We start from the raw sequence: 21,591 nt of genomic DNA, 5'->3' as shown, positions 1-21,591 counted from the left end.
CTAAGCAACTCTTGCAACTTGCAGTTGAACTAACAAGCTAGTTAGTTCAACTGCAGGTTTTAATTAATCGTGTATTCTTAACCTCATAGACTATTAATTAAATTCTTTCATTGGTATAAAGTAACAATTACACCATCCATATTATTACCCGAAATCTCATAATGGCTATTATTTTTTACATTGATTACTCTGCTTTGAGAAACGGGGTAATAGGTAATCGTGTATGATTCCCCATTTACTTTAGCAGAAATGTGTTTCTCTTCTTTTAGGTAATCTAAATATTCTTCTAAAGCAAAATTCTTTTCCTTCATAATCGCACTATGTGGAAATCCTACATATCGGATATGCCACGGTTCGAACTGAATGCCTGTTACTTCTGTTTTATCCTTTGGATAGCGTAAAATAAACCCATATTTCCAAGCATTTTTCTCGATCCACTTTCCTTCAGGTGCTACTGCCATCTTCTTTTGAGTTGACCCTACATCAAGAGAGAAACCCAAGTTGTGTTCACTGTAACCTGCTGGTAAGGCATAAGCAGAACCCATTTCTTGATAAAGTATATTTTGCTTCTCAAAGTCTCGATAACCACTAGTTATTGAAAAATTACGAACCCCTTCTTTTTCTGCAGCAGTAATCATTTCTGAAAATCTACTTGCTATATCCTTTGATAAATAGATTTCGTTATCGATCAAGTTGAAGTCCCTTACCAATTCATTATGAGTAGCTACATTTATGATATCTGATTTAATGCTTTCTGGATTAACAGGATATTCACTGTTAACCAACAGCAAGTTTCCTTGATAGATTTGTTCTTTAGTGATTTTAATTTTGTGGGTGTTTTCAGAACTTCCATCCTCTACTTCATCGTATTCAGATGGATTATATTTTTGTAAGACAACTTTTGGCTCGAAAAACGATCCAATTTTTATGAAAGGTAAAGACAAGAACAATAATAAAAACAATAAAAATACCCACTTCTTCATTTTAATTAGCTTCCTCCTTATTCGTCCTTGCTTAAAAGAATAAGGTAAACTATTAAAAAAAAGAGTGGGGTAAATATTAAATTTTTCTTAAATTGTGAAATTATAGTTCATTTATCTTAATCATTTACTTCACTGTGCTTTGGTAAACGAACTTCAAAAATTGTCTGTATTACGCTACTACTTACAGTAATCGAACCATTGTGTTGCTCCACAATATTTTTCGCGATAAACAATCCAAGTCCTGTACCATCTTCTTGTTGAGTTCGTGCTTTGTCCCCGGTATAAAACATATCAAAGAGATGCGGGAGTTCATCAGGAGGAATCGTATTCCCGTAATTCACAACCTGAACGACCACTTCATCTTCATCAATAAAACCGTTAAGATCGACATACTGTCCTTCATTTCCATACCGTATTGCATTTGTCAAAAGGTTTTCAAATACACGTACTATCAAATCTCCATCACCAAAAATGGGTAATTGCTGTGAACTATTCATCCGAGCAATTAAGTGATTTTTTTCGAATACAGGATACAATTCTTCTTTTAATTGATTCAGTAAGTCGGTTAAATTGATTCTATTTTTTTCAACTGATATCATTCCATAATTCATTCTAGTGATCTCAAATAATTCATCAATTAACTTTTCTAATCGTTGAGATTTCGTAAAAGCAATCGTTAAAAAATGTCTGACTTGATCCTCTGTCAAATTCTTATCCTTCAGAATCAAATCCAAATATCCTAAAACAGAGGTAAGTGGCGTTCGTAAATCATGGGCTAAGTTTACGACTAATTGATCTTTACTGCTTTCTGAATAATCTCCTCGCTGAATCGCCTCTTCCAATTTTTCACTTGCCAAATTAATATCTTGTGCAATTTCTCTAAATTCATCATTTGAATTGATATGTACCTTATGTTTAAAATCACCACGAGCAAGATAATGAATTCCGTTTGATATTTCTTTAAAATAGGTAGAATAAGGCTTAGTAAGTATAAAGAAGAACAGGAAAGATAGTAAAATAAATATGACAAAGAAGATATTAAAGTCTCCAAATCTTCTTATTAAAAAACGAAACTGTGCCAAGGGATCCTCGTATCGAACCATCATGTGATAGTAGATTTGAAGACCTTTAAAGATTAGATACGTTATGATACCTGATAAAAACATACTTAAACCAAATAACAATACCATCTTTGAACGAAAACTGTGCATCATTTTAACCATTGAAGCTGTAACCTACTCCCCATACTGTCTTAATCCACTTGTCTTTCCGTATATCTTCTTCAAGTTTTTTCCGAAGCGTACGTATATGAACCATAACCGTGTTCCCACCTTCAAAATACGCTTCGCCCCATACCTGCTGGAAAATATTTTCTACACTAAAAACTTTCTTTGGATGGTTTGCTAATAAATATAAAATATCAAACTCTTTCGGTGTTAGCTCAATACTTTCACCATATAGTGTAACTGTACGTTGATCTGGAGAAATCACTAATCCACCATATTCCAAGTTGGTTTTATTCTCAATTTTCGGTTGATTTAGCTTCATAAAACGGCGGAGATGAGCATTTACGCGAGCTACCAATTCAATCGGAGTAAATGGTTTTGTCATATAATCATCCGCTCCTATTACAAGTCCTTGTACTTTATCAAAATCAGATGTTTTAGCACTTAAAAATATAATAGGCATATTATGCTTTTCTCGAATACGACGTGTTACTTCATAACCATCCATTATAGGCATCATTATATCCAAAATTAGCAAATCGAATATTTGGGTTTCCACTACATGAACAGCCTCTTGTCCATCCGACACTTTCACAACATGGTATCCTTCTTTTTCTAAATGGATGGCAATCAGATTTGCAATTTCCTCCTCATCATCAGCAATTAATATCGAAATATCTCTCATCTTTCCACTCCTAAGTAAATTAGCTATATATCAATTCTTTCCCATTTTTTCTATTATTTCATTTTCTTGTTCCAAAACATGGACTCATAGTAACGCATCCGATATTTCTATTAAAATTTTTCTTTATTTTACCATTCCTTATGTAATTGAACTGCTTTACTTCAATCATATCATCTGTCTCGTTCATTTTCACAATACTATTTATCCATATAAAAAAGAGGATATATGCAAATTGTTTATGCACATATCCTCTTATCAATTAACTATATTTACTTTACCTTACTAAGATAGCGATAAATCGTTGCTTCAGATACCTTTAGTTTTTGAGCTAACTCACTTACGCCACCTTTTAAAAGAAATAGACCTGCTTCATTTAATTTTCGAACAACATCAAGTTTTTCATCAAGTGATAATCTCTCTGGTGACAAGTGATAGTCACCCAATACTTTTGAAATCATATTTTCTAAAACGTCCTCAACAGTTTCATGAAGATTTTCAAAAACTTCTGTGTTGTGTACCCTCAGAGGCTTTTGACCTTCATTTTGAAAGCTAGTCATAATAAAATCATCTAAATATGTTTTCACATTCTCTAACACAGTTACATCAATATTCACACACAGCACACCTATGATTTCCCCAGTTTCATTTTTAATAAAATAACTAGAGGATCGACAAGTACGGTTACCTTTTACACTTGCTTTATAATTAGTGATAAAATCAACTTCTTTATAAGCACCCTCTTGCATGACTTTTAATACTAGATCAGTAATTGGGCCGCCTACTTTACGTCCACTGATGTCCCCATTTTCAATTGCGACAATAGAGTTTTCTGGATTTGTTAAATCATGAAGTACAACTTCACAATGCTTACCCATCACTGAGGCAATAAACTTAACCATTGGGATATACATGTTTAATAATGCATTATGACATTTATTTGATTGTGGTGAATGCTTAACCTCTACCTCACTCATTAACGCATACCTTTAACTTTCTAACTGCTTGATCCAACCGTACCATAGCTTCTTCAATTGTTTTACGAGAGCAAGCATAATTTAATCTCATGAAACCTTTTCCATTAGATCCAAAAACACGCCCTTCATTACAACCCAATTTAGCATCTTTTACTAAAAATTTATTTAGTTCATCACATGTTAGGCCAAGTTCTCTAAAGTCTAACCAACCTAAATACGTTGCTTCTGTTACTTTCATTTTGATTTCTGGAATATGTTTCTTTAAATAATTGTGAATATATTCAGCATTACCTTTTAAATGAATAAGTAACTCATCTAACCATTCATCACCTTCGTTATACGCGGCAATAACAGCTTCAATTCCAAAAATATTTAAGTTCTCTAGGCTAGCACGAAGTATTGAATGCGTAAATTCTATAAATAAGTCTGGATTTGGAATGACAGCTAATGATGAAAATAAACCTGCGATATTAAATGTTTTACTTGGCGACATGAACGTAATACTCATATTCGCAGCATCTTCACTTAAAGAGTAAAAAGGAATATGGGTACCTTTCTCATATACTAGGTCCGCGTGAATTTCATCAGCGATAACAAGTATTTTATGCTTTTTACATACTTCAACTAATGCGGTTAACTCTTCTCTTGACCACACTCTACCAACTGGATTTGCTGGACTACATAAAATAAGTAATTTTGTTTTACTCGTAATTTTCTTTTCTAAATCGTCTAAATCCATATAGTAGTAACCATCTTGCTCGATCAAAGGATTTTCGACTAAATTTCGGCCATTATTTTTCACTACACTAAAAAACGGATAATAAACAGGCGGCTGAATAATGACTTCATCTCCAACCTTAGTGAATGCATCAATCGCTAAATTTAAAGCCGGAACAACACCAGGGACAGTCGTTAACCATTCACGATTAATCTTTGTATCAAAGCGCTTTTTACCCCAATTGATAGCAGCTTCAAAAAATTCCTCTGGAATATGTCCGTATCCATAAATAGGATGCTGTGCTCTTTTCGTAAGTGCCTCTACTATAGCTGGTGCACATGCTAAATCCATATCCGCAATCCATAGTGGAAGAACTTCTGTGCATCCAAATACCTGATCAATTGAATCCCACTTCGTACTGTTAGTATTCTTTCGGCTGATTTCTTCATTAAAGTTAAATTTCACGTTGAATCCCCCATTCACATTTTTCTCTCTGATTCTATTTTATCTGAAAAAACAATTATTGATAAGAATTTTTTATTACAATGATAATTTTTTATCTTGCACGACAGTATAAATGAGTTGGTAGGTGATCTTAAACGAAAGGATAGACGTTTTCCAAGGAACTAAGGTTATGTAGTAACATCGCCTATCTCACATGAGTTAGTATACCCATACAAATTCACTTCTTAATTAAACGTTTGTTTGATTTAACAGACTTCTTTTAAACAACAATCTTCTAAAAAAATCTAAATGTGAGGTACATAAAAAACAGGAAAGGCTCTTTGTTCGCCCTTCCTGCTCTTCTTACTCATTAATAATGACTGTTTGAAATTCAAATAATTGGTAAACATGATGTGTGATGGAGTATTCAAAAACCTTCCCATCTGCTAGAAAAACGATTTGCTCGACTTCCATTACGGGATCATGCCTATGAATATGTAAATGCTGGATGTCTAGTGCATTCCCTTTAACTGCTCTTATGATTTTTTGAGCACTTTTTATTTTCAAACCTAATTCTTCTTGGATGAATTGATAAATTGATTTATTTACATGTTTTTCCGATAATCCTTGGATAACTGATATTGGCATATATATTTCTTCAAGCGCATATGGTTTTCCATCAATAAATCGAACTCTCTTAATTTCGTAAATAAAGCTGTTCGTTTCACAATTTAGTAGTGAAGATAATTTTTCTGATGCAGGAATTACTTGAAATAACAAAACTTTAGAATTTACTCGTTTAGCACCTACTTTTTGAGTTAAGCCAAAATGCTTTTTATCATTTCTATTTAACTGATGCACATTAAATAAAGGAGCTTCCTTTACAATTGTCCCGTAGCCACGCCTTTTTACAATTAAGCCTTCACTTACTAAAAGGTCCATTGCCTTCTTCACTGTCATTTTACTACAATCATACTGCTTGGCTAATGAAAACTCGTCTGGAAGCATTTCACCTACTCCATACACTTGATCAGAAATCTTTTGACGAATATCTTTAGCAATTTCGTTATATTTGCTCACTTACAATGTTCACTCCTGTTTGCTGCATATAGTGGTACAGTGCACCAATTAAATTTGAGTCATTTTCGAATGCACATTGTTCCACTGAAATATCTAAAGTTGCATGCTTGCCTCTCATTGTGGCAAGTACTGCATTGAGTTGATCAATTAATTCCTTACGGGCACTAATTGCTCCACCAATCAATATTTTCTCTGGATCAATCACATATGCTACATTAAAAATACCTACAGCTAAGTATTTGATAAATTTTTCAACCTCGATTTTAACCTCTTCATCACCGTGATCAAATAGTTCAAATACCATTTTGCCGTTAAGTGTTTTCCAGTCTAGGCCTTTACGTTTTGCAACTGCACGAACTAAACTTGTCGTAGAAGCGACATCGCTCCAATTTCTACCTAATGATTCTGACATATAATCCTTTACAAGCATACAACCAAATTCACCTGCATGAAGATTTTTCCCTCTACGCACTTTTTTATCAAGTACAACAACGCCGCCAATTCCCGTACCAATCACAATACAAATAAAGTCATTTACGTCTTTCGCAGAACCAATCCATGCTTCAGCTAACCCTGCACAATTTGCATCATTTTCTAGTTCAACATGTAACCCTGTACTTTTAAGCAATAAATCTTTGATATTTGGACCGTGAATATATGGAATGGCACTAGCCCCAGCGATGATACCAGTTTCTACATCTACCGCTCCTGGCATACTTAAAGCTATACCTTCAATTTTCACTTCACGTTCATAGTCTTTTACTATTTTTGTCACTTCATTAATAAAAGCTTCAATTCCTTCTCTTGGTGTTGGGACTGAACTTTTTTCAACAAAGCTGCCATCCTCTTTCATTAATGCATATTTTATTGCTGAACCACCCAAATCAATGACTGCATAATGTTTCATTGTTTTGCTCTCCCTTTAAGTAAGCTTATTTATCTTCAATAATTAGTTCATTACTTTCAGCAACTTGTTTAAACCAACGTCCACTTTTCTTAATCTTACGTTCAAAATGATTATTTAAATCTACTCGATAAAATCCATACCTATTTTTGTATGCATTTAACCATGACCAATTATCCATAAAAGTCCATAGGTGATAACCAAAGCAATTTGATCCCTCACTAATCCCTTTATGTAACCACTTTAAATGTTCACTAATAAAGTCAATTCGATAATCATCTTGTACAATACCGTTTTCATCTAAGAAACGCTCTTCATCTTGAACACCCATTCCATTCTCAGATACATACCAAGGGATATTGCCATAATTGTCTCTTATGTTAATTGCGATATCATATAACGCCTTTTCATAGATTTCCCAACCACGGTAAATATTCATTTTCTTCCCTGGCATATCATAATTATCAAAAAATGACTCTGGCATAATTGGCTTCGATGAATCAACAGCAGATTCTTTTGCTTTAATCCGACGTGGACTATAATAATTAACCCCAAGGAAATCGACTGTATTTTCCTGAATTAATGTACGATCTCCAGGATCAGTAACAGGAAGTAAGTTATTTTCTTTTATAAATGAAATTAATTCTTCTGGATAAGTACCTTTTATTGAAGGATCTAAGAAGCTTCTGTTAAAGAGTAAATCTGCAATATTTGCTGCTTTTACATCATCCTGGTTTTGAGCATCTCTTGGGTAAGACGGTGTCAAATTAATCACAATTCCGATTTGTCCATGTTCTACACTTACGCTACGAAACTCTCTAATTGCCATGGCACTTGAAATCATTGTATTGTATGCAACTTGGACAGCTCGCTTCATATCAACTACACAAGGATAATGAAACTGATACAAGTAACCACCCTCAACAGGAACAATTGGTTCATTATGAGTTGCCCATTTTTTCACTCGATCTCCAAACAATTCAAAACAAATGCGAGCAAAACGACTATACGCTTCAACAACCTCACGACTTTCCCAACCACCAATTTCTTGCATTGCAAAAGGCATGTCAAAATGATATAAGCCAATAATTGGTTCGATATTCTGCTTCATTAATTCATCTATTAAAGATTGATAGAAAGTGACAGCCTCTTCATTTACGGCACCGTTACCATCTGGAATTAAACGTGACCATGAAATCGACGTACGATAAGAATTAAATCCTATATCTTTCATTCTTTGAATATCTTCTTTATATGTAACATAAAAGTTAGATGCTTCTGTTGGACCGACTTGTTGATAAAAACGTTCTGGATCTATTTCATACCAATGATCCCAAATATTTTTACCTTTTCCACCTTCAAATGCTGCACCCTCAATTTGTGTTGCAGAAGTAGCTGCTCCCCATAGAAATCCCTTTTCAAATGAATATTTCATCTTGATCACTCCTAATTTAGTAATCTTTCTTTTCTACTATTATATATGAGCGACAAAACAAAAGTATATACTTTTAAAGTTAAAAGTATACTTATTAATTTACTTATCTATCATTTTCATTTCTTTTATATTCAATGACCATAAATTAGAATTTATTATCGTTTCCGTATTCGTAATCTTTAGCCTTTTAATAAATAAAGGACCATCTACTACAAATGTATGATACTCTCCACCTTCACCCATTACGCATATTCCTTTTTGAATGAATAGCTCTTTTAGTTGTTCGCTTACCATTAGTCCGACGATGTTCGAATCAAAATGGGATTCTCTTGCTCTACAAATGATAGCTTCATAGTTACTATTTAGCCATTCATCTAGTAAATTTAACGATTCATTTTGATGAATCCAAACTGGAAATAGTGGCTTTAATCCGCTTTTTATTGTTATTTCTTCATTCCATTTTTTATCTTCGTCTACATATAAGGTACCAAATGCTACAGCTGTTATATCGAACTGCTCCTTCATTTCCTTTATTCCATTTATTATTGATTGTTCATAATCCCCAGCTGAATCTATCATAATAAGTGGGATCCCAAGTGCATCTGCTTGCATTTGCAAGAAAGGAAGAGGTGTACCGTGGGCATGGTTTCGACCGTCTTTTTTAGAAATCATAGAAAATAAACAAACGACTTCTTGTTTGCTTTCTATTAGTCTATGTAGTGCCAAACAACAATCCTTTCCCCCACTCCATGAGATTGCAACTCTTTCAGTCATTTCACCATACCCCTTTCATATAATTTCTTGTATAATTAACTTAAAACACGATTTTAGGTGACAATATGGATGCTTTAATTTATTTTATCATTGCAAGCTTCATTGCTACGACAGGGATTAGCCTCGTTGTACGAAACGCTTTAAAGCATATAGCAATAAAACCAGAAGAGATTGCTACAATTCAATCAAAAATGTTTATTGGCGTAGCCGTTGTTGAAGCAATACCGATTTTGCTCATCATACTAGGTTTTAACGGGATAGAATCTTCTACAATGAACAGTACGATACCTGCTATCCTCATTCTATTTGTAGCAGCTATTAATGCTTTTCTAATTAGAAGACAAAGTAAAGAACTACTTATTCATCATTCTACAAAAGAAGAAGCAAAGCCTCTTATTTCAGCTCTTGAAAAAATTAGCTATGCTTTAGTAACTGCCATTCCAATCGTAGGAATGGTGGCTTGTTTAATAAAATAAAACCTCCAATTCGGAGGTTTTATTTTATTAAACTTTTTACATACATCATGCCTTTTAATGCGTAATCAAACCATTGTTGATGATCGTATGGGATCTCAACCCATTCTTTCATCGGTTTACCACCCATCGGATCAAAATTTTGTGTTCCTACTACCTTTAATGCTTCTTCAACATCCTCTTTTTTTAACTTTACGACAAGGTTTGGTTCATTATAAAACGCAAAAATTTTCCCTTGCACTTTTAAACCCTTATGGCCAAAAATACTTCCTTTCGTTGCATCATAATCGTTTATCAATTCAGAACGAAGACTTTCAAAAAGCTCAATTGTACCTGACACGATTATATCCCTCCTTAACCAATACAAACTATATAGTGTAACAACATCTGTTTTATAAACCTTAAACCTTTTCAATATTAGTCAGAAAATATAGATGAACTATAATAAGAGTATCACCAATATAAGACATATGTATTGAGGTATCTAGCATCTTCTTTCATTTTCATGAAGTGCGAAAAAGGTAAGTACAACACATCGTACTTACCTTTTTTGAATGAGTTTTTCTCTTTTATTTTCAGGTTGCTTAATCCAGTTTCTAACACCTTTTCCTGCAAATGGTTCATCATGATATCTTGGGATGATGTGTAAATGACTATGAGAAATCGTTTGATTTGATACCTTACCAACATTCCATCCTAAAGTATATCCATCTGGCGAGAATTTTTCATTTAAATATTCTTTCGCACTTTGTAACAGTTCATAAGTATCGTTCCACTCTTCCTTTGTTAAATCAAAAGTAGTGATACGATGTTTTTTCGGAACGATTACCCCACAACCTTCTAAAACGTCCTGCTCTAAATTATGTTGTAAAAAATAACATGATTCATTTTCGAATATGATGTTTTGTTCACGATCCTTTAGTGGATTACAAAACGGACAATTTATATCGTATGACATCCTTTTCCTCCGATAATCATTCTTTACTTGCTTTATTCGGATTCACAATTTCTACTTTTGGCAATTTAATCGTTACTTTTGTTCCTTCATTAATTTTACTTGAGAAAGTGATTGTTCCATTCATCGCTTCTATAATACGAACTGATACAGTAGTTCCTACACCAGTTCCTTTTTCTTTCGTAGAATAAAATAATGTTCCGATACGTGAAAGTTGTTCCTTGGTCATCCCTTTACCATTGTCTTGTATTGTAATGACTGCTTTGTAACCATTATCATACAGCTTCGTATGCACATATCCCCCAGATTCTGTTGCTTCAATTGCATTTTTTATCAGATTAATAAGTGCTTGTTTTAATTGATTTTTATCGGTATGTAAAAACGGTTCAGCTAAAATTTCACCTTTTAATTTTACATTTTGTTTCAAAGCCAATGGCTCTAATAATGTTACGACATCTGAAACACTTTCCTTCAGATTCACTACTTCAACTTTATCAAACTGTGGTTTTGCAAAGTTTAAATAATCATTAATGATTCCTTCTGCCCTACCTAACTCGCTCAATACTAATGGTAAATACTCTCCAGACTGCTGATCTTTATTTTGCTGCATTAACTGAAGAAAACCTTTTACGACTGTAAGTGGATTTCTTACTTCATGTGCAATGGATGCTGCCATTTCACTTAATGTGTTCAACTTCTCTGCACGCTGAATTTCTCTTTGTAAAAGCTTTTTTTCTATTAATATCTCATTAAGCTTTGCAGCTAATGTGATTGCAACAAGTTCAATTAATATAAATACTAAAATTAATCCAAATAGTCGATAATCAGTATTAAAGCTGACATTGTTTAAGATTAAATATGAAAATAAAATGCAAAATTGAACGAGTGCTGGCCAAAAGCCTATGGCTGCTGTTAATATAATTCTTTGTTTTGGTTTGAATCTCCAAAACCATCTTGATAATACCATTGCCCCTAATGAAGACAAAGTAACACTAATGATTCCAAAAAGAATTGCATCTCCACCTAATAAGAGTCTTGCTAATAGAATTGATAAAAACGTTAACATACCCCATCTAAAACCACAGTATAGGAAAGCAATCGCTAATGGAATATAGCGTAAATCCCAAAAAAGTCCATAAGCGGGATACGGAAACGCCATACATAGAAATCCTGCCACTGCTTGAAACATACCAAATAGATAAATTTTATCCTTATACCCGTGATTTTCATAAATAATACTGTAAATTAATATTGGACTTAATATGATTAAGACATGTAATAAAAGTTTTTCAACTAACATGATTTTAGTCCTCGCTGATTGAAGTTTTTACACTATATGATAACAATCTTAATATTACGACAAATTTTCTAAAAATCCTTTAATATTCGATGTTATTCCTAATATTTCCATATTATGTAATTCTCCATTTAATGTAAACGATAAGTTGAATATTTTTGGGACTATGCTCACATAAAAGATGAGTTTATTTATTTAAACATTTATACTATAAATGCAAATAAAAAAAGTAGTGAAAGGATTATTTATGAATAGAAGAGTCATTATCAATCTTGTGATTGTTACCTTTTTCTTTTTACTGATAAATTTTTATTTAGGAATTCACGGTTGGATTTACATAAATACACTGTTAAAGCACGAGTTACATACAGTTGGTAAACTAATCTATTGGTTGATTTTTTGGTTGATTACTTTTTCCTATATTTTATCAAGAGTATTTAAAAAGCATCTCCAAAGATCTATTTTTAAGTTTTTACATCATATAGGTGCATACTGGCTAGCCGTTATCTACTATTTAATGTTTATATTATTGATTTCTGATTTAGTCGGTTGGCTGTTGTTAACATTTACACCTCTCTCTTTTAAAAAACTAATCATAACTTTAGGAACGATCGTCATACTTTCCATTGTTTTTCTGATTGTAAAAGGAAGAAGAAATGCATTGAATACACAATTCATTCATTATGATATTCACGTAGAAAAATCAAATTTATATTCAAAAGAGCTGTCGATTGTTTTAGTATCTGATTTACATTTAAGTACACTTGTTACAAATAAAAGATTAGCGTTTTTAATCGATGAGATTAATAAACTTTCACCAGATTTAGTATTGATTGCAGGAGATATTATCGACGAAGACATTACGCCGTTCGTAGAAGAAAATATGGTTGAGACTTTTAAGAAATTAAAACCAAATATAGGTACTTATGCTGTTCCTGGAAATCACGATTATTATGGAGGGCATTTAGGTTTACTTGTTGATCATTTAAATGATGCAGGGATTCACATTCTTTTAGACGAAAAAGTACTAGTAGAAAATAGCTTTTATATCGTTGGTAGAAAAGACTTAGCAAGTAAAAAAAGGTTAGAATTACATGATTTATTAAAAGATATAGATCATACAAAACCAATAATCTTATTAGATCACCAACCTTATCGTTTAGACATTCCAACAAGCTTAGGTGTAGACCTACAAGTATCAGGTCATACGCATCGTGGACAATTTAAACCAAATCACCTCATTACACGTAAGCTATACGAATTAGATTGGGGCTATTTGAAAAAAGATCTATCACACTTTGTCGTTTCTTCTGGATTCGGCACGTGGGGACCACCCATTCGTACAGGTAATCCATCAGAAATTGTCACAATTAACGTTACTTTTCAAGAGAGTAGTAATTGAAAAGAGTCTGAATATCTGAGTTGTTATTCTTGTCTACAAACTTAAAAGCACCTTTAAAGGTGCTTTTTTTGTTTTTATATGAATATGAAAATGTATCTTTTTTTAGATATATTATGAGAATTTTCATAGCTCCTTCTTAGAAGTAATTCATAATAACCAGTTGGCTAAGATCATAATTTAACAAATATATTACAATTTTCTTATAAATAACATTAATTTTAACTATAAATAATATTCTGAAAAGTGTAAAATGTTAAGGTATGAGTTTCTATTTTAGAATGGAGATTAAATTAAATGATGAAAAATACAGAGTACTACAATAATAGAAGTCGTAGAATTTATATTATCTTTATGGCTACAATTGTTACACTGCTTACAATCGGAATAATTCTGTCTCCATTAACATTTAAGGAGCAACCAGTAGAACTTATTACTCAAATTATCTTAATGTGTATTGTCATTTATGCTTTAATAAATTTTGTTAAAACAGACAATACCTTTTCAAAGGTTCTATTCACAACAATCGCTTCTTTATACGTTTACATTAAATTTTGGACCTACCCTGAGACTTCAACAATGTATAGTTTTGTAGCAATTATACCTATTTTTACAATCTTTTTATATAATCGTGTTGCCTTTTATATCGGTTGGATATTAAATATAATCATTGGTCCAATATTTGTTCTCTTAATCACTTTTACAAGTTTAAAGGATCGCTTTACATATATTGCTTTAGATCCAGTTGGAAATATCTTAGAGTTTTTGGCAATTCAATTCATACTTTTATTTGTATTTTTGCAAACCGAAACAAAAGTTATTGAATTAGAAACATATCATAATGAAATTCAGCAAGCGAAGCAATTAAATTCTATCGGTCAACTTGCAGCAACAATTGCTCACGAGATTCGTAATCCAATCACGGTAGTGAAAGGCTTTGTTCAGCTTTTACAAAAAAAGAAAACAATGACTTCTGATGACCAGTTCTATATTGAAACAATGCTAAAAGAATTGGAATACGCTCAAATTATCATCAATGATTATTTGTCACTTGCAAAGCCACAGACCGAAACAATTCAAAAAGTAGAAATAAACCAAGAAATACTAAATATCACAGATTTATTAGCCTCAATGGCAAATAGCCAAAATATTGGTTTTCAGCTAAATTTGAATGAAATACTATCCACAAAGATTAATCCTATAGAGTTTAAACAAGTTCTTGTTAATTTAGTTAAAAATGCTATTGAATCAATGATTGAACCTGGGTATATTACAATTAATTTAAGCCGCGAAAATGATTATGCACTTATTGAGATGATTGACACTGGTATTGGAATGTCACCGGAAACGATTGAAAAACTTGGAACGCCATTTTATTCTTTAAAAGAAAGAGGAACTGGCATCGGTTTAACAGTTTGTTATAATATCATTGAAAAATTCAAAGGGAATATCGAGGTTTTTAGTAAAGAAGGTATTGGAACAACTTTTAGAATCTACTTACCAATTCACAATCCTGAATAACAACAAAAGCTCACTGAAAAGTGAGCTTTTTTCTTAGAAATCCTTCGCTGCTTGAGTTGCTTTTTGAATTGCTTGCTCTTTAATTTCAGCAGCACGATCAGGAAATGCATTTTGACCTTCTACAAAAATACCATTAAAGTCAGTAATACCGAAGAAACTCATAATAACACCAATATAACGGTGCCCCATCTCCATACCAGCTGCAGGACCTTCTGAATAAACCCCACCACTAGCTTGAATATGTAATGCTTTTTTACCACCTAATAATCCTTGAGGACCATTTTCTGTGTATTTAAAAGTTTTTCCAGCAACACATACCGCATCAATATAGCTTTTCATAACTGGTGGAAAAGAAAAATTCCACATTGGTGTTACAAATACATATTTATCTGCCTCTACAAATTGAGTTACAATTTCATTCAATCTTCCAACCTTTGATTGTTCACCTGTAGATAATGTATCAAATCCTCCGCCAGATTGAAGTTTTCCCCATCCAGAAAATACTTCTGCATCGATATTCGGAATTTGTTCATTATAAAGATCGATATGTACTACTTGATCATCTGGATGCGATGCTTTATAGCTATCGATAAATGCACTTCCAACTGCCATACTGTATGATGTCGTCTTGTCATGCGGATGTGCTGTGATATACAAAACTGTTGCCATATAAATTTCCACCTTCCAATTTTTTTAACTTATTAGTAGCAATTTAAAAACACTATATTATCTTTTGCATAAATAAAAATTCGATACTTCATTGATGAAAAAAACCTTATCTCATTTAACTAAGAGATAAGGTTTTAGTTTTTAACATATTATTTTTTAAAAATACCAAATGGCTTACCAACTGGTAAAAACTCTCTACCAAAATGAACATTTAATACTGCTGCAGCTGAACCGTAAAATGACATAATTGCTATTCCTAATTCACTATAAGCCGCAAATGTATGAGCTGCATGTTCCATAATGCCTAAAGTGCTTAATGAAAGTCCGATAAATAAACAATCAATCAGTACAAAAATAATAAATAATACTTTATGAGTTTCCATTGCACCAATCGTCATAAAAATAGAGAAAATTAAATAACCAATAAATGCAAAACCTAATTGTTTAACATCAGCAGCATTCGCTAATGTCTCACCAAAGCATCCTAATTGAATTAACCAAGTAGTGCCTACTGCAAGCCAGAAAAACGCATAGCCACCAAATGCAGTAGCGCCAAATGTATTATTATGTTTAAAATCCTGAATACTCGCAAATAGTTGTGCAATCGCACCTAAGAATATCGCCCATGGTAAAACTAAAGAAACACCATCGGTAATGCCTAACTTTTGTGTTGAAGCTACTAACGTAACCATTGCTAATCCAAATAAGCCAATTGCTGAAGGATCAGCTGTTGTTATTTTAACTTGCTGAATATCTTTCATTAATGTAAATCCTCCTAAATTTTTAAACAGACTAAACTATACTACTATAAAAATTGCGATATTAATATAACTTTTTTTCATAACAGAACAATTCAATAAAAAAAGCACTTTCTTTAAAAAAAGAAAGCGCTTTGCATAATTATTTCTTATGTCTTGTGGCATATCCACATCTTTTACATAAATCTTCAACTGCACATCTTCTAGAAAATCCATCATAAATTGCTCTTGCACGTTCAGAATTTAATATTTCCTCTAAAGATGTTTCATAAATATTGCCTAATGGAATTTTCCCTTCGCTATCTAGACAACAAGGAACTACAGTACCGTCAACTAATACCCCGATTTGATCTCTTAATCCATAACAGAAAACATTTTCATCAATAATATCATTACCCATATCTGGCCATTGGAATTTTTCAGCCATATTTAAATAAACATTATTACGTAATTTAATATTGTGAGTTTCCTGTAATCTTTCACTTAAAGAAAAATCTAAGTTTAATTTCTCTTCTAATAAATGTAAGATATCGATATTTAAAGTATTACTTGCCTTCAATTCTTCGCTATCCATATTCCATAATCTAATCGCACAAATCATATCACTTTTTTCATTTGCTTCATTAATGAAATTTGTAATATTTTCTACATAATCATGCAAATCCTTCGTTAAATCATTTGCCTCAAAGCTATGAAGTGAAAAGTTAATTTGTCTTAATCCTTTTGCTTCAATTAATAAATCCTTCACCTTATTAATTAACGTACCATTTGTCGTTAAATTAACTTTCAGACCGTTCTCATGGCTAATATCTAAAAATCGTCCTAGCTGCTTATTTAAAAATGGCTCACCCATCAAATGAAAATAAATATGATCTGTATATGGTTTGACTGAATTTACAACATGTGTAAATGCTTTTTCATCCAAAAACTTTAAAGGGCGTTCCAACGTCGGACTTGGACAAAAATTACATTTTAAATTACAAATATTTGTAATCTCTATATAAACCTTCTTAAATTTTCTCATTGAGCTCTCCTACTATTTGTTGATTATTTTATCTATATTCACGAATCTTTTACTATCGTATAAAAACATCATACATTCTATCATACTACATTCTAATAAATATTGATAATTCAACACACTGTACAATTTTTGCCAACCGAACAGATTTGTAATAAATTTATATCATTACCATTTCAAATAGAACTTGCCCCGTACTTTGAAAACATAGTTCATTTGATGATTATATTGAAAGCATCCTCATTGTAAATTTAATAATGTAATAGGCATTAAAAAATGAGCCCATAAAGAGGACTCATTCAAGGCACTGAACATTATATCGATATATTTAAATGCTATTGTTAAAAAGACTATTTTAATAAAAACTGATATAATACGTGTTCACTTTCACCTTCGTTATATTCTACATCTAAGTAGTAACTACCTTTTGCTAGTCTTAGCTCACCCAGTTTTACAATTGATTCGTTACCTTTTTTAGTTGAATATGTTTTTACGACTCTGCCTTTACTATTGATCACATGAATCTTAAACGCTGTCTTTTCTAGACGATGAAAATAAACGCTCACATATTTAGTCGTTGAAACGTAAAATTTAAAAATATCTTTATCTGATTTCTCGGTTAATAGTCCGTGATATTGTATATTTGAACTAATTGAATTCGCTTGTTTAAGCGTGTTATTTGACTCTTTTTCAAACTTTATACTTTCAATAAACGTAGCAACAAATTCATATTTCTCATTAGAATACACTCTACTATCACTAGCAACGGAGATATAATAAGTTCCTGGCTTTAACTGTTTTGTGAAGATAGATGAAAATGAGTATTGATCACTTGCCTTTATAACTTTTGCTTCGATTAAACGTCCTTTTTCATCTAAAAGTCTATAATTTAAATCTGATTTAATTGCTGCTGTACCTTTTATATTAACCAAACCTACATTGTTTGTTTTAAAACGAAATATATCACTAGTATCTAATTGATCGGTATAACCGAGGTAGTATTGCCCTATCTTAATCGGTGTTGCTGTTTCGATTGTGTTATTTGTTTCAAACTCGACATCATCACCATAAAAACGCGTCACATGTAATTGATAAGGTAATTCAACACCTGTTCCTTCATACACAAAAACCTTGATATAGTAATTTCCTTTTACTAATCCCTGACCAAATAAATTCTCTACTTTAACACCTTTATCCGCATAGTATGTTTCATATTCCATACCGTTTGAATCGAATAAAGTAACACCGATTTCAACAGAAGGATTTTGTTGCATACTAAAATACAATTCACCATTTTTTAGCATATTGATTGAATAGTATTTTGCATCTCCCTGTTGATTTAGCACACCCGATGTATATGCCTCAGACAATTCATCTGAACTATCAAAACTTAGTGGAATAGCGTTTATGAATGTATCTAAATAGAGTGTTTCTGCTTTCGTCCAGCCAGAATTTACGCTGAAAAAAATAAAAAGTGCAATGATTAAAGCGATGATTTTTTTTAACACTTTTATTCCCCCTAAGTTTCATTTACTTTTTTAAAATTGTATTGTATCTTGAAATATTTGGATAAAACTTATTCAAAAATAATAACGGTTAAAAATAGATAATATTAATGATTTTTCAATAAAAATCTTTCGACAATCACATGATTTTTCAAATGTTTATGTGGAAAAGTTTTACAAAGGTCATATTTTTTCAAATTAAATGGGTTGACAGTTATTTGCATCTTGTAATATTATTTGTTCATCGCAAAACAATAACTGGTTTGATTTTTTAACTGCAGTAATTAATCAAATCTATAATACAATTCATTTAAAGCAATGATGAGAAATAGTAAAAATATTAAGTTCTTAAACAGAGAGTTCCCGGTTGGTGCGAGGGGCATAAGACAATATTTTGAACACATCTCTGAGCTGAGCACCGAACCCTTTTTAGGTAGTAGACTGTTTCCGGAATCCTTTGCACCCGTTATCGTGCTAGAGTGTACGCAAATGCTGTACTCGAAGAGGTTGGTATCGTGAGGTATCAATAAATTAGAGGTGGAACCACGTGAGTAATACTCCCGTCCTCTAGCTATACTATATAGCTAGAGGGCGGGAGTTTTTTGTTTATAAAAATAAATTACTATTTTAAGGAGAGAGAAAAATGAAAAACAAATATATAACAGCAATAATTGTGCTTATGATATCAATTTTAATCGTTTCAGGTTGTGGTAAAGAAAAAAGAAATGCAAATGAAGTAGTCCTTGGTTTAGACGATACTTTTGTACCAATGGGTTTTAAAGATGATCAAGGTAAATTTGTAGGGTTTGATATTGATTTGGCAAAAGAAGTATTTAAACGTGAAAATATGAAAGTAACATTCCAACCAATTGATTGGTCAATGAAAGAAACTGAATTAATCTCTGGAAATATCGATACAATTTGGAATGGTTATTCAATTACTGACGAACGAAAGAAAAAAGTGAAATTCTCAAAAGCTTACTTAAGTAATAGACAAGTTATAATCACGCTAGCAAATTCAAACATTCAATCAAAATCAGATCTTAAAGGTCAAATTGTTGGGATTCAAGAAGGTTCAAGTTCTTTAGAAGCTGTTAATAAAGAGAAAGACTTAGTCGATTCATTCAAAGATGGCAAGCCTGTATTATACGAAAACAATAATCAAGCATTAATGGATTTAGAAGCAAAACGTGTTGATGCTGTTGTTGCAGATGAAACATTAGCACGCTACTACATGAATAAACGTGGCGAAAGTAAATATAAAATTTTAGAAGATAATTTTGGTGAAGAAGATTACGGAATTGGTGTTAGAAAAGACGATAAAGAATTACTAAATAAAATTAATAAACAAATTAATGAAATGAAAAAAGATGGAACGTATGACAAAATTTATCAAAAATGGTTTGGCACATTGAAATAAAGGAGCATTCACGATGGAAACAATCATATCCTTAATTCCTTCAATGTTGGATGGGCTAACAGTAACGCTAGAAATCTTTGTGATTACGCTAGCGTTATCCATCCCACTTGGAATTGTCATTGCACTTGGCAGATTATCACGAAACAAAGCACTTAGAACATTCATACAATCATATATCCTTGTAATGAGAGGGACACCTCTCCTTTTACAATTAATATTTATATTTTTCGGCTTACCTTTAATCGGCATAGTCTTTGATCGTTTTACTACGGTCATCATTGCCTTCACACTAAACTATGCTGCATATTTTGGTGAAATATTTAGAGCTGGCATTCAATCAATTGATAAAGGACAATATGAAGCTGCTGAAGTTTTAGGACTTAGCAAATCTCAAGCTTTCAAAAGAATTATCTTACCGCAAATGACAAAAAAGGTACTACCACCAGTATCGAATGAGGTCATCACACTCATAAAAGATTCTGCACTGGTTTATGTTGTTGGGCTTGATGATATGCTGCGTGTGGCAAAAATCGCATCAAATACGAGTGCTTCATTAATTCCTTTACTATTTGTCTCTGTTTTATATCTACTTTTAACGGCTATTTTAACGAATATCTTTAAACGATTAGAAAATCGATTTTCGTATTATGAGTAAGGAGGGACTTTCATGTTAAAAGTAAATTCATTAACAAAACGATTTGGAAAACAAACTGTTTTAAAAGAAGTCTCTTTTGAAGTAAATAAAGGTGAAATTGTCACTCTATTAGGTCAATCCGGAGCAGGTAAAACAACAATCCTACGCTGCGTTAATGGCCTAGAAAACTTTGATAGTGGAACAATTGAAATTGATGGACAAATCATACAATCACAAAAAGATTTATTAAAAGTTCGAAAAGATGTTGGCCTTGTTTTTCAAAACTTTAATTTATTTCCTCATAAAACAGTACTTGAAAACATTATTGAAGCCCCAATACTAGTATTAGGCTTGAATAATGAAGAGGCTAAACGTCGAGCGCTTACTTTATTAGAGCAGGTCGGTTTAGGTCAAAAAGCAGATGCTTATCCGTTTGAATTATCTGGTGGACAACAGCAACGTGTTGCCATAGCAAGAGCATGTGCACTTCAGCCTAAAATACTTTGTTTTGATGAACCTACTTCCGCTCTCGATCCAGAATTAACAAATGGAGTAGCTTCTATTATGAAGAGCCTTGCAGCTGAAGGGATGAGCATATTAGTCATTACTCACGATATGGAATTTGCTAAAAATGTTTCAACACGCACTTTAATCGTTAAAGAAGGAAATATTATAACGAATGATTAAACAACAAAAATCCTCCAACAAATGGAGGA

General features: G+C 32.3%; 22 protein-coding genes and 1 other annotated feature. Of the genes, 6 read left to right on the top strand and 16 right to left on the bottom strand.

The window, feature by feature from the left end; all coding sequences use genetic code 11:
• Nucleotides 1–107: 107 nt before the first annotated feature.
• From vanY to ACX6U0_RS11480, 9 genes are all read right to left on the bottom strand, one after another.
• Nucleotides 108–983 (bottom strand): VanY-A/VanY-F/VanY-M family D-Ala-D-Ala carboxypeptidase, encoded by an 876-nt coding sequence (gene vanY, locus ACX6U0_RS11520; protein WP_464960074.1) that lies wholly within the window; start codon nt 981–983, stop codon nt 108–110.
• 116 nt (nt 984–1,099) lie between these two features.
• Complete coding sequence (locus tag ACX6U0_RS11515) at nt 1,100–2,206, bottom strand: sensor histidine kinase (RefSeq protein ID WP_464960073.1); 1,107 nt, start codon at nt 2,204–2,206, stop codon at nt 1,100–1,102.
• Complete coding sequence (vanR, locus tag ACX6U0_RS11510) at nt 2,199–2,894, bottom strand: vancomycin resistance response regulator transcription factor, VanR-F/VanR-M family (protein WP_464960072.1); 696 nt, start codon at nt 2,892–2,894, stop codon at nt 2,199–2,201. Before vanR ends, ACX6U0_RS11515 begins: the two co-directional genes overlap by 8 nt.
• 269 nt (nt 2,895–3,163) lie before the next feature.
• Complete coding sequence (locus tag ACX6U0_RS11505; RefSeq protein WP_464960071.1) at nt 3,164–3,868, bottom strand: helix-turn-helix transcriptional regulator; 705 nt, start codon at nt 3,866–3,868, stop codon at nt 3,164–3,166.
• Nucleotides 3,861–5,051 (bottom strand): MalY/PatB family protein, encoded by a 1,191-nt coding sequence (locus ACX6U0_RS11500; RefSeq protein ID WP_464960070.1) that lies wholly within the window; start codon nt 5,049–5,051, stop codon nt 3,861–3,863. Before ACX6U0_RS11500 ends, ACX6U0_RS11505 begins: the two co-directional genes overlap by 8 nt.
• A gap of 342 nt (nt 5,052–5,393) precedes the next feature.
• The gene (locus ACX6U0_RS11495) at nt 5,394–6,110 is read right to left on the bottom strand and encodes a GntR family transcriptional regulator (RefSeq protein ID WP_464960069.1); all 717 of its coding nucleotides are present in this window, start codon (nt 6,108–6,110) and stop codon (nt 5,394–5,396) included.
• The gene (locus ACX6U0_RS11490) at nt 6,097–7,017 is read right to left on the bottom strand and encodes an ROK family protein (protein WP_464960068.1); all 921 of its coding nucleotides are present in this window, start codon (nt 7,015–7,017) and stop codon (nt 6,097–6,099) included. The genes ACX6U0_RS11495 and ACX6U0_RS11490 overlap by 14 nt, the downstream gene beginning before the upstream one ends.
• A 25-nt stretch (nt 7,018–7,042) precedes the next feature.
• Complete coding sequence (locus ACX6U0_RS11485) at nt 7,043–8,449, bottom strand: glycoside hydrolase family 1 protein (RefSeq protein WP_464960067.1); 1,407 nt, start codon at nt 8,447–8,449, stop codon at nt 7,043–7,045.
• Between the two features lie 99 nt (nt 8,450–8,548).
• Nucleotides 8,549–9,223: a Dph6-related ATP pyrophosphatase gene (locus ACX6U0_RS11480; protein WP_464960066.1), complete on the bottom strand. Its 675-nt coding sequence runs from the start codon at nt 9,221–9,223 to the stop codon at nt 8,549–8,551.
• Between the two features lie 65 nt (nt 9,224–9,288).
• On the opposite strand from ACX6U0_RS11480, the gene ACX6U0_RS11475 reads away from it, so the two are divergent.
• Nucleotides 9,289–9,699 (top strand): hypothetical protein, encoded by a 411-nt coding sequence (locus ACX6U0_RS11475; RefSeq protein WP_464960065.1) that lies wholly within the window; start codon nt 9,289–9,291, stop codon nt 9,697–9,699.
• Between the two features lie 19 nt (nt 9,700–9,718).
• Here ACX6U0_RS11475 and ACX6U0_RS11470 read toward each other — a convergent pair whose 3' ends face one another.
• From ACX6U0_RS11470 to ACX6U0_RS11460, 3 genes are all read right to left on the bottom strand, one after another.
• Nucleotides 9,719–10,036, bottom strand: a complete 318-nt coding sequence (locus tag ACX6U0_RS11470; protein WP_464960064.1) for a hypothetical protein — start codon at nt 10,034–10,036, stop codon at nt 9,719–9,721.
• Nucleotides 10,037–10,237: 201 nt separating this feature from the next.
• A complete protein-coding gene (locus ACX6U0_RS11465) occupies nt 10,238–10,654 on the bottom strand; it encodes an HIT family protein (RefSeq protein WP_464960063.1) in 417 nt (138 codons plus the stop codon).
• 16 nt (nt 10,655–10,670) lie between these two features.
• Nucleotides 10,671–11,951 carry an ATP-binding protein gene (locus ACX6U0_RS11460; RefSeq protein WP_464960062.1) on the bottom strand — a complete coding sequence of 427 codons (1,281 nt, stop codon included), beginning with the start codon at nt 11,949–11,951 and terminating at the stop codon, nt 10,671–10,673.
• Nucleotides 11,952–12,195: 244 nt separating this feature from the next.
• Between ACX6U0_RS11460 and ACX6U0_RS11455 the strand changes: the two genes are divergently transcribed.
• Both ACX6U0_RS11455 and ACX6U0_RS11450 read left to right on the top strand, forming a co-directional pair.
• Complete coding sequence (locus ACX6U0_RS11455) at nt 12,196–13,350, top strand: metallophosphoesterase (RefSeq protein ID WP_464960061.1); 1,155 nt, start codon at nt 12,196–12,198, stop codon at nt 13,348–13,350.
• 294 nt (nt 13,351–13,644) lie between these two features.
• Nucleotides 13,645–14,868, top strand: coding sequence for an ATP-binding protein (locus tag ACX6U0_RS11450; protein WP_464960060.1), 1,224 nt, complete (start codon nt 13,645–13,647; stop codon nt 14,866–14,868).
• Nucleotides 14,869–14,901: 33 nt separating this feature from the next.
• Here the strand turns inward: ACX6U0_RS11450 and ACX6U0_RS11445 are convergent, their stop codons facing one another.
• The 4 genes from ACX6U0_RS11445 to ACX6U0_RS11430 form a co-directional block, all read right to left on the bottom strand.
• Complete coding sequence (locus ACX6U0_RS11445) at nt 14,902–15,537, bottom strand: FMN-dependent NADH-azoreductase (RefSeq protein WP_088001946.1); 636 nt, start codon at nt 15,535–15,537, stop codon at nt 14,902–14,904.
• Between the two features lie 149 nt (nt 15,538–15,686).
• Nucleotides 15,687–16,298 carry an acetate uptake transporter gene (locus ACX6U0_RS11440; RefSeq protein ID WP_464960059.1) on the bottom strand — a complete coding sequence of 204 codons (612 nt, stop codon included), beginning with the start codon at nt 16,296–16,298 and terminating at the stop codon, nt 15,687–15,689.
• Nucleotides 16,299–16,437: 139 nt separating this feature from the next.
• Complete coding sequence (locus ACX6U0_RS11435; RefSeq protein ID WP_464960058.1) at nt 16,438–17,319, bottom strand: radical SAM/SPASM domain-containing protein; 882 nt, start codon at nt 17,317–17,319, stop codon at nt 16,438–16,440.
• A 347-nt stretch (nt 17,320–17,666) separates the two neighbouring features.
• Complete coding sequence (locus tag ACX6U0_RS11430) at nt 17,667–18,824, bottom strand: hypothetical protein (protein WP_464960057.1); 1,158 nt, start codon at nt 18,822–18,824, stop codon at nt 17,667–17,669.
• A gap of 306 nt (nt 18,825–19,130) precedes the next feature.
• Nucleotides 19,131–19,392, top strand: a binding site (T-box leader).
• A 72-nt stretch (nt 19,393–19,464) separates the two neighbouring features.
• Between ACX6U0_RS11430 and ACX6U0_RS11425 the strand changes: the two genes are divergently transcribed.
• From ACX6U0_RS11425 to ACX6U0_RS11415, 3 genes are read left to right on the top strand one after another with little or no spacing between them, the layout of a single operon-like run.
• Nucleotides 19,465–20,241, top strand: a complete 777-nt coding sequence (locus ACX6U0_RS11425) for an amino acid ABC transporter substrate-binding protein (protein ID WP_464960056.1) — start codon at nt 19,465–19,467, stop codon at nt 20,239–20,241.
• A 13-nt stretch (nt 20,242–20,254) separates the two neighbouring features.
• Nucleotides 20,255–20,896: an amino acid ABC transporter permease gene (locus ACX6U0_RS11420; protein WP_464960055.1), complete on the top strand. Its 642-nt coding sequence runs from the start codon at nt 20,255–20,257 to the stop codon at nt 20,894–20,896.
• 12 nt (nt 20,897–20,908) lie between these two features.
• Nucleotides 20,909–21,562 (top strand): amino acid ABC transporter ATP-binding protein, encoded by a 654-nt coding sequence (locus tag ACX6U0_RS11415; RefSeq protein ID WP_464960054.1) that lies wholly within the window; start codon nt 20,909–20,911, stop codon nt 21,560–21,562.
• The last annotated feature ends 29 nt before the right edge of the window (nt 21,563–21,591 follow it).

The organism is Gottfriedia sp. ABJ_BB2_2 (assembly GCF_055484705.1).
The sequence above is the reverse complement of the archived record's forward strand: the minus strand, read 5'-3'. Positions and strand labels throughout refer to the sequence as shown.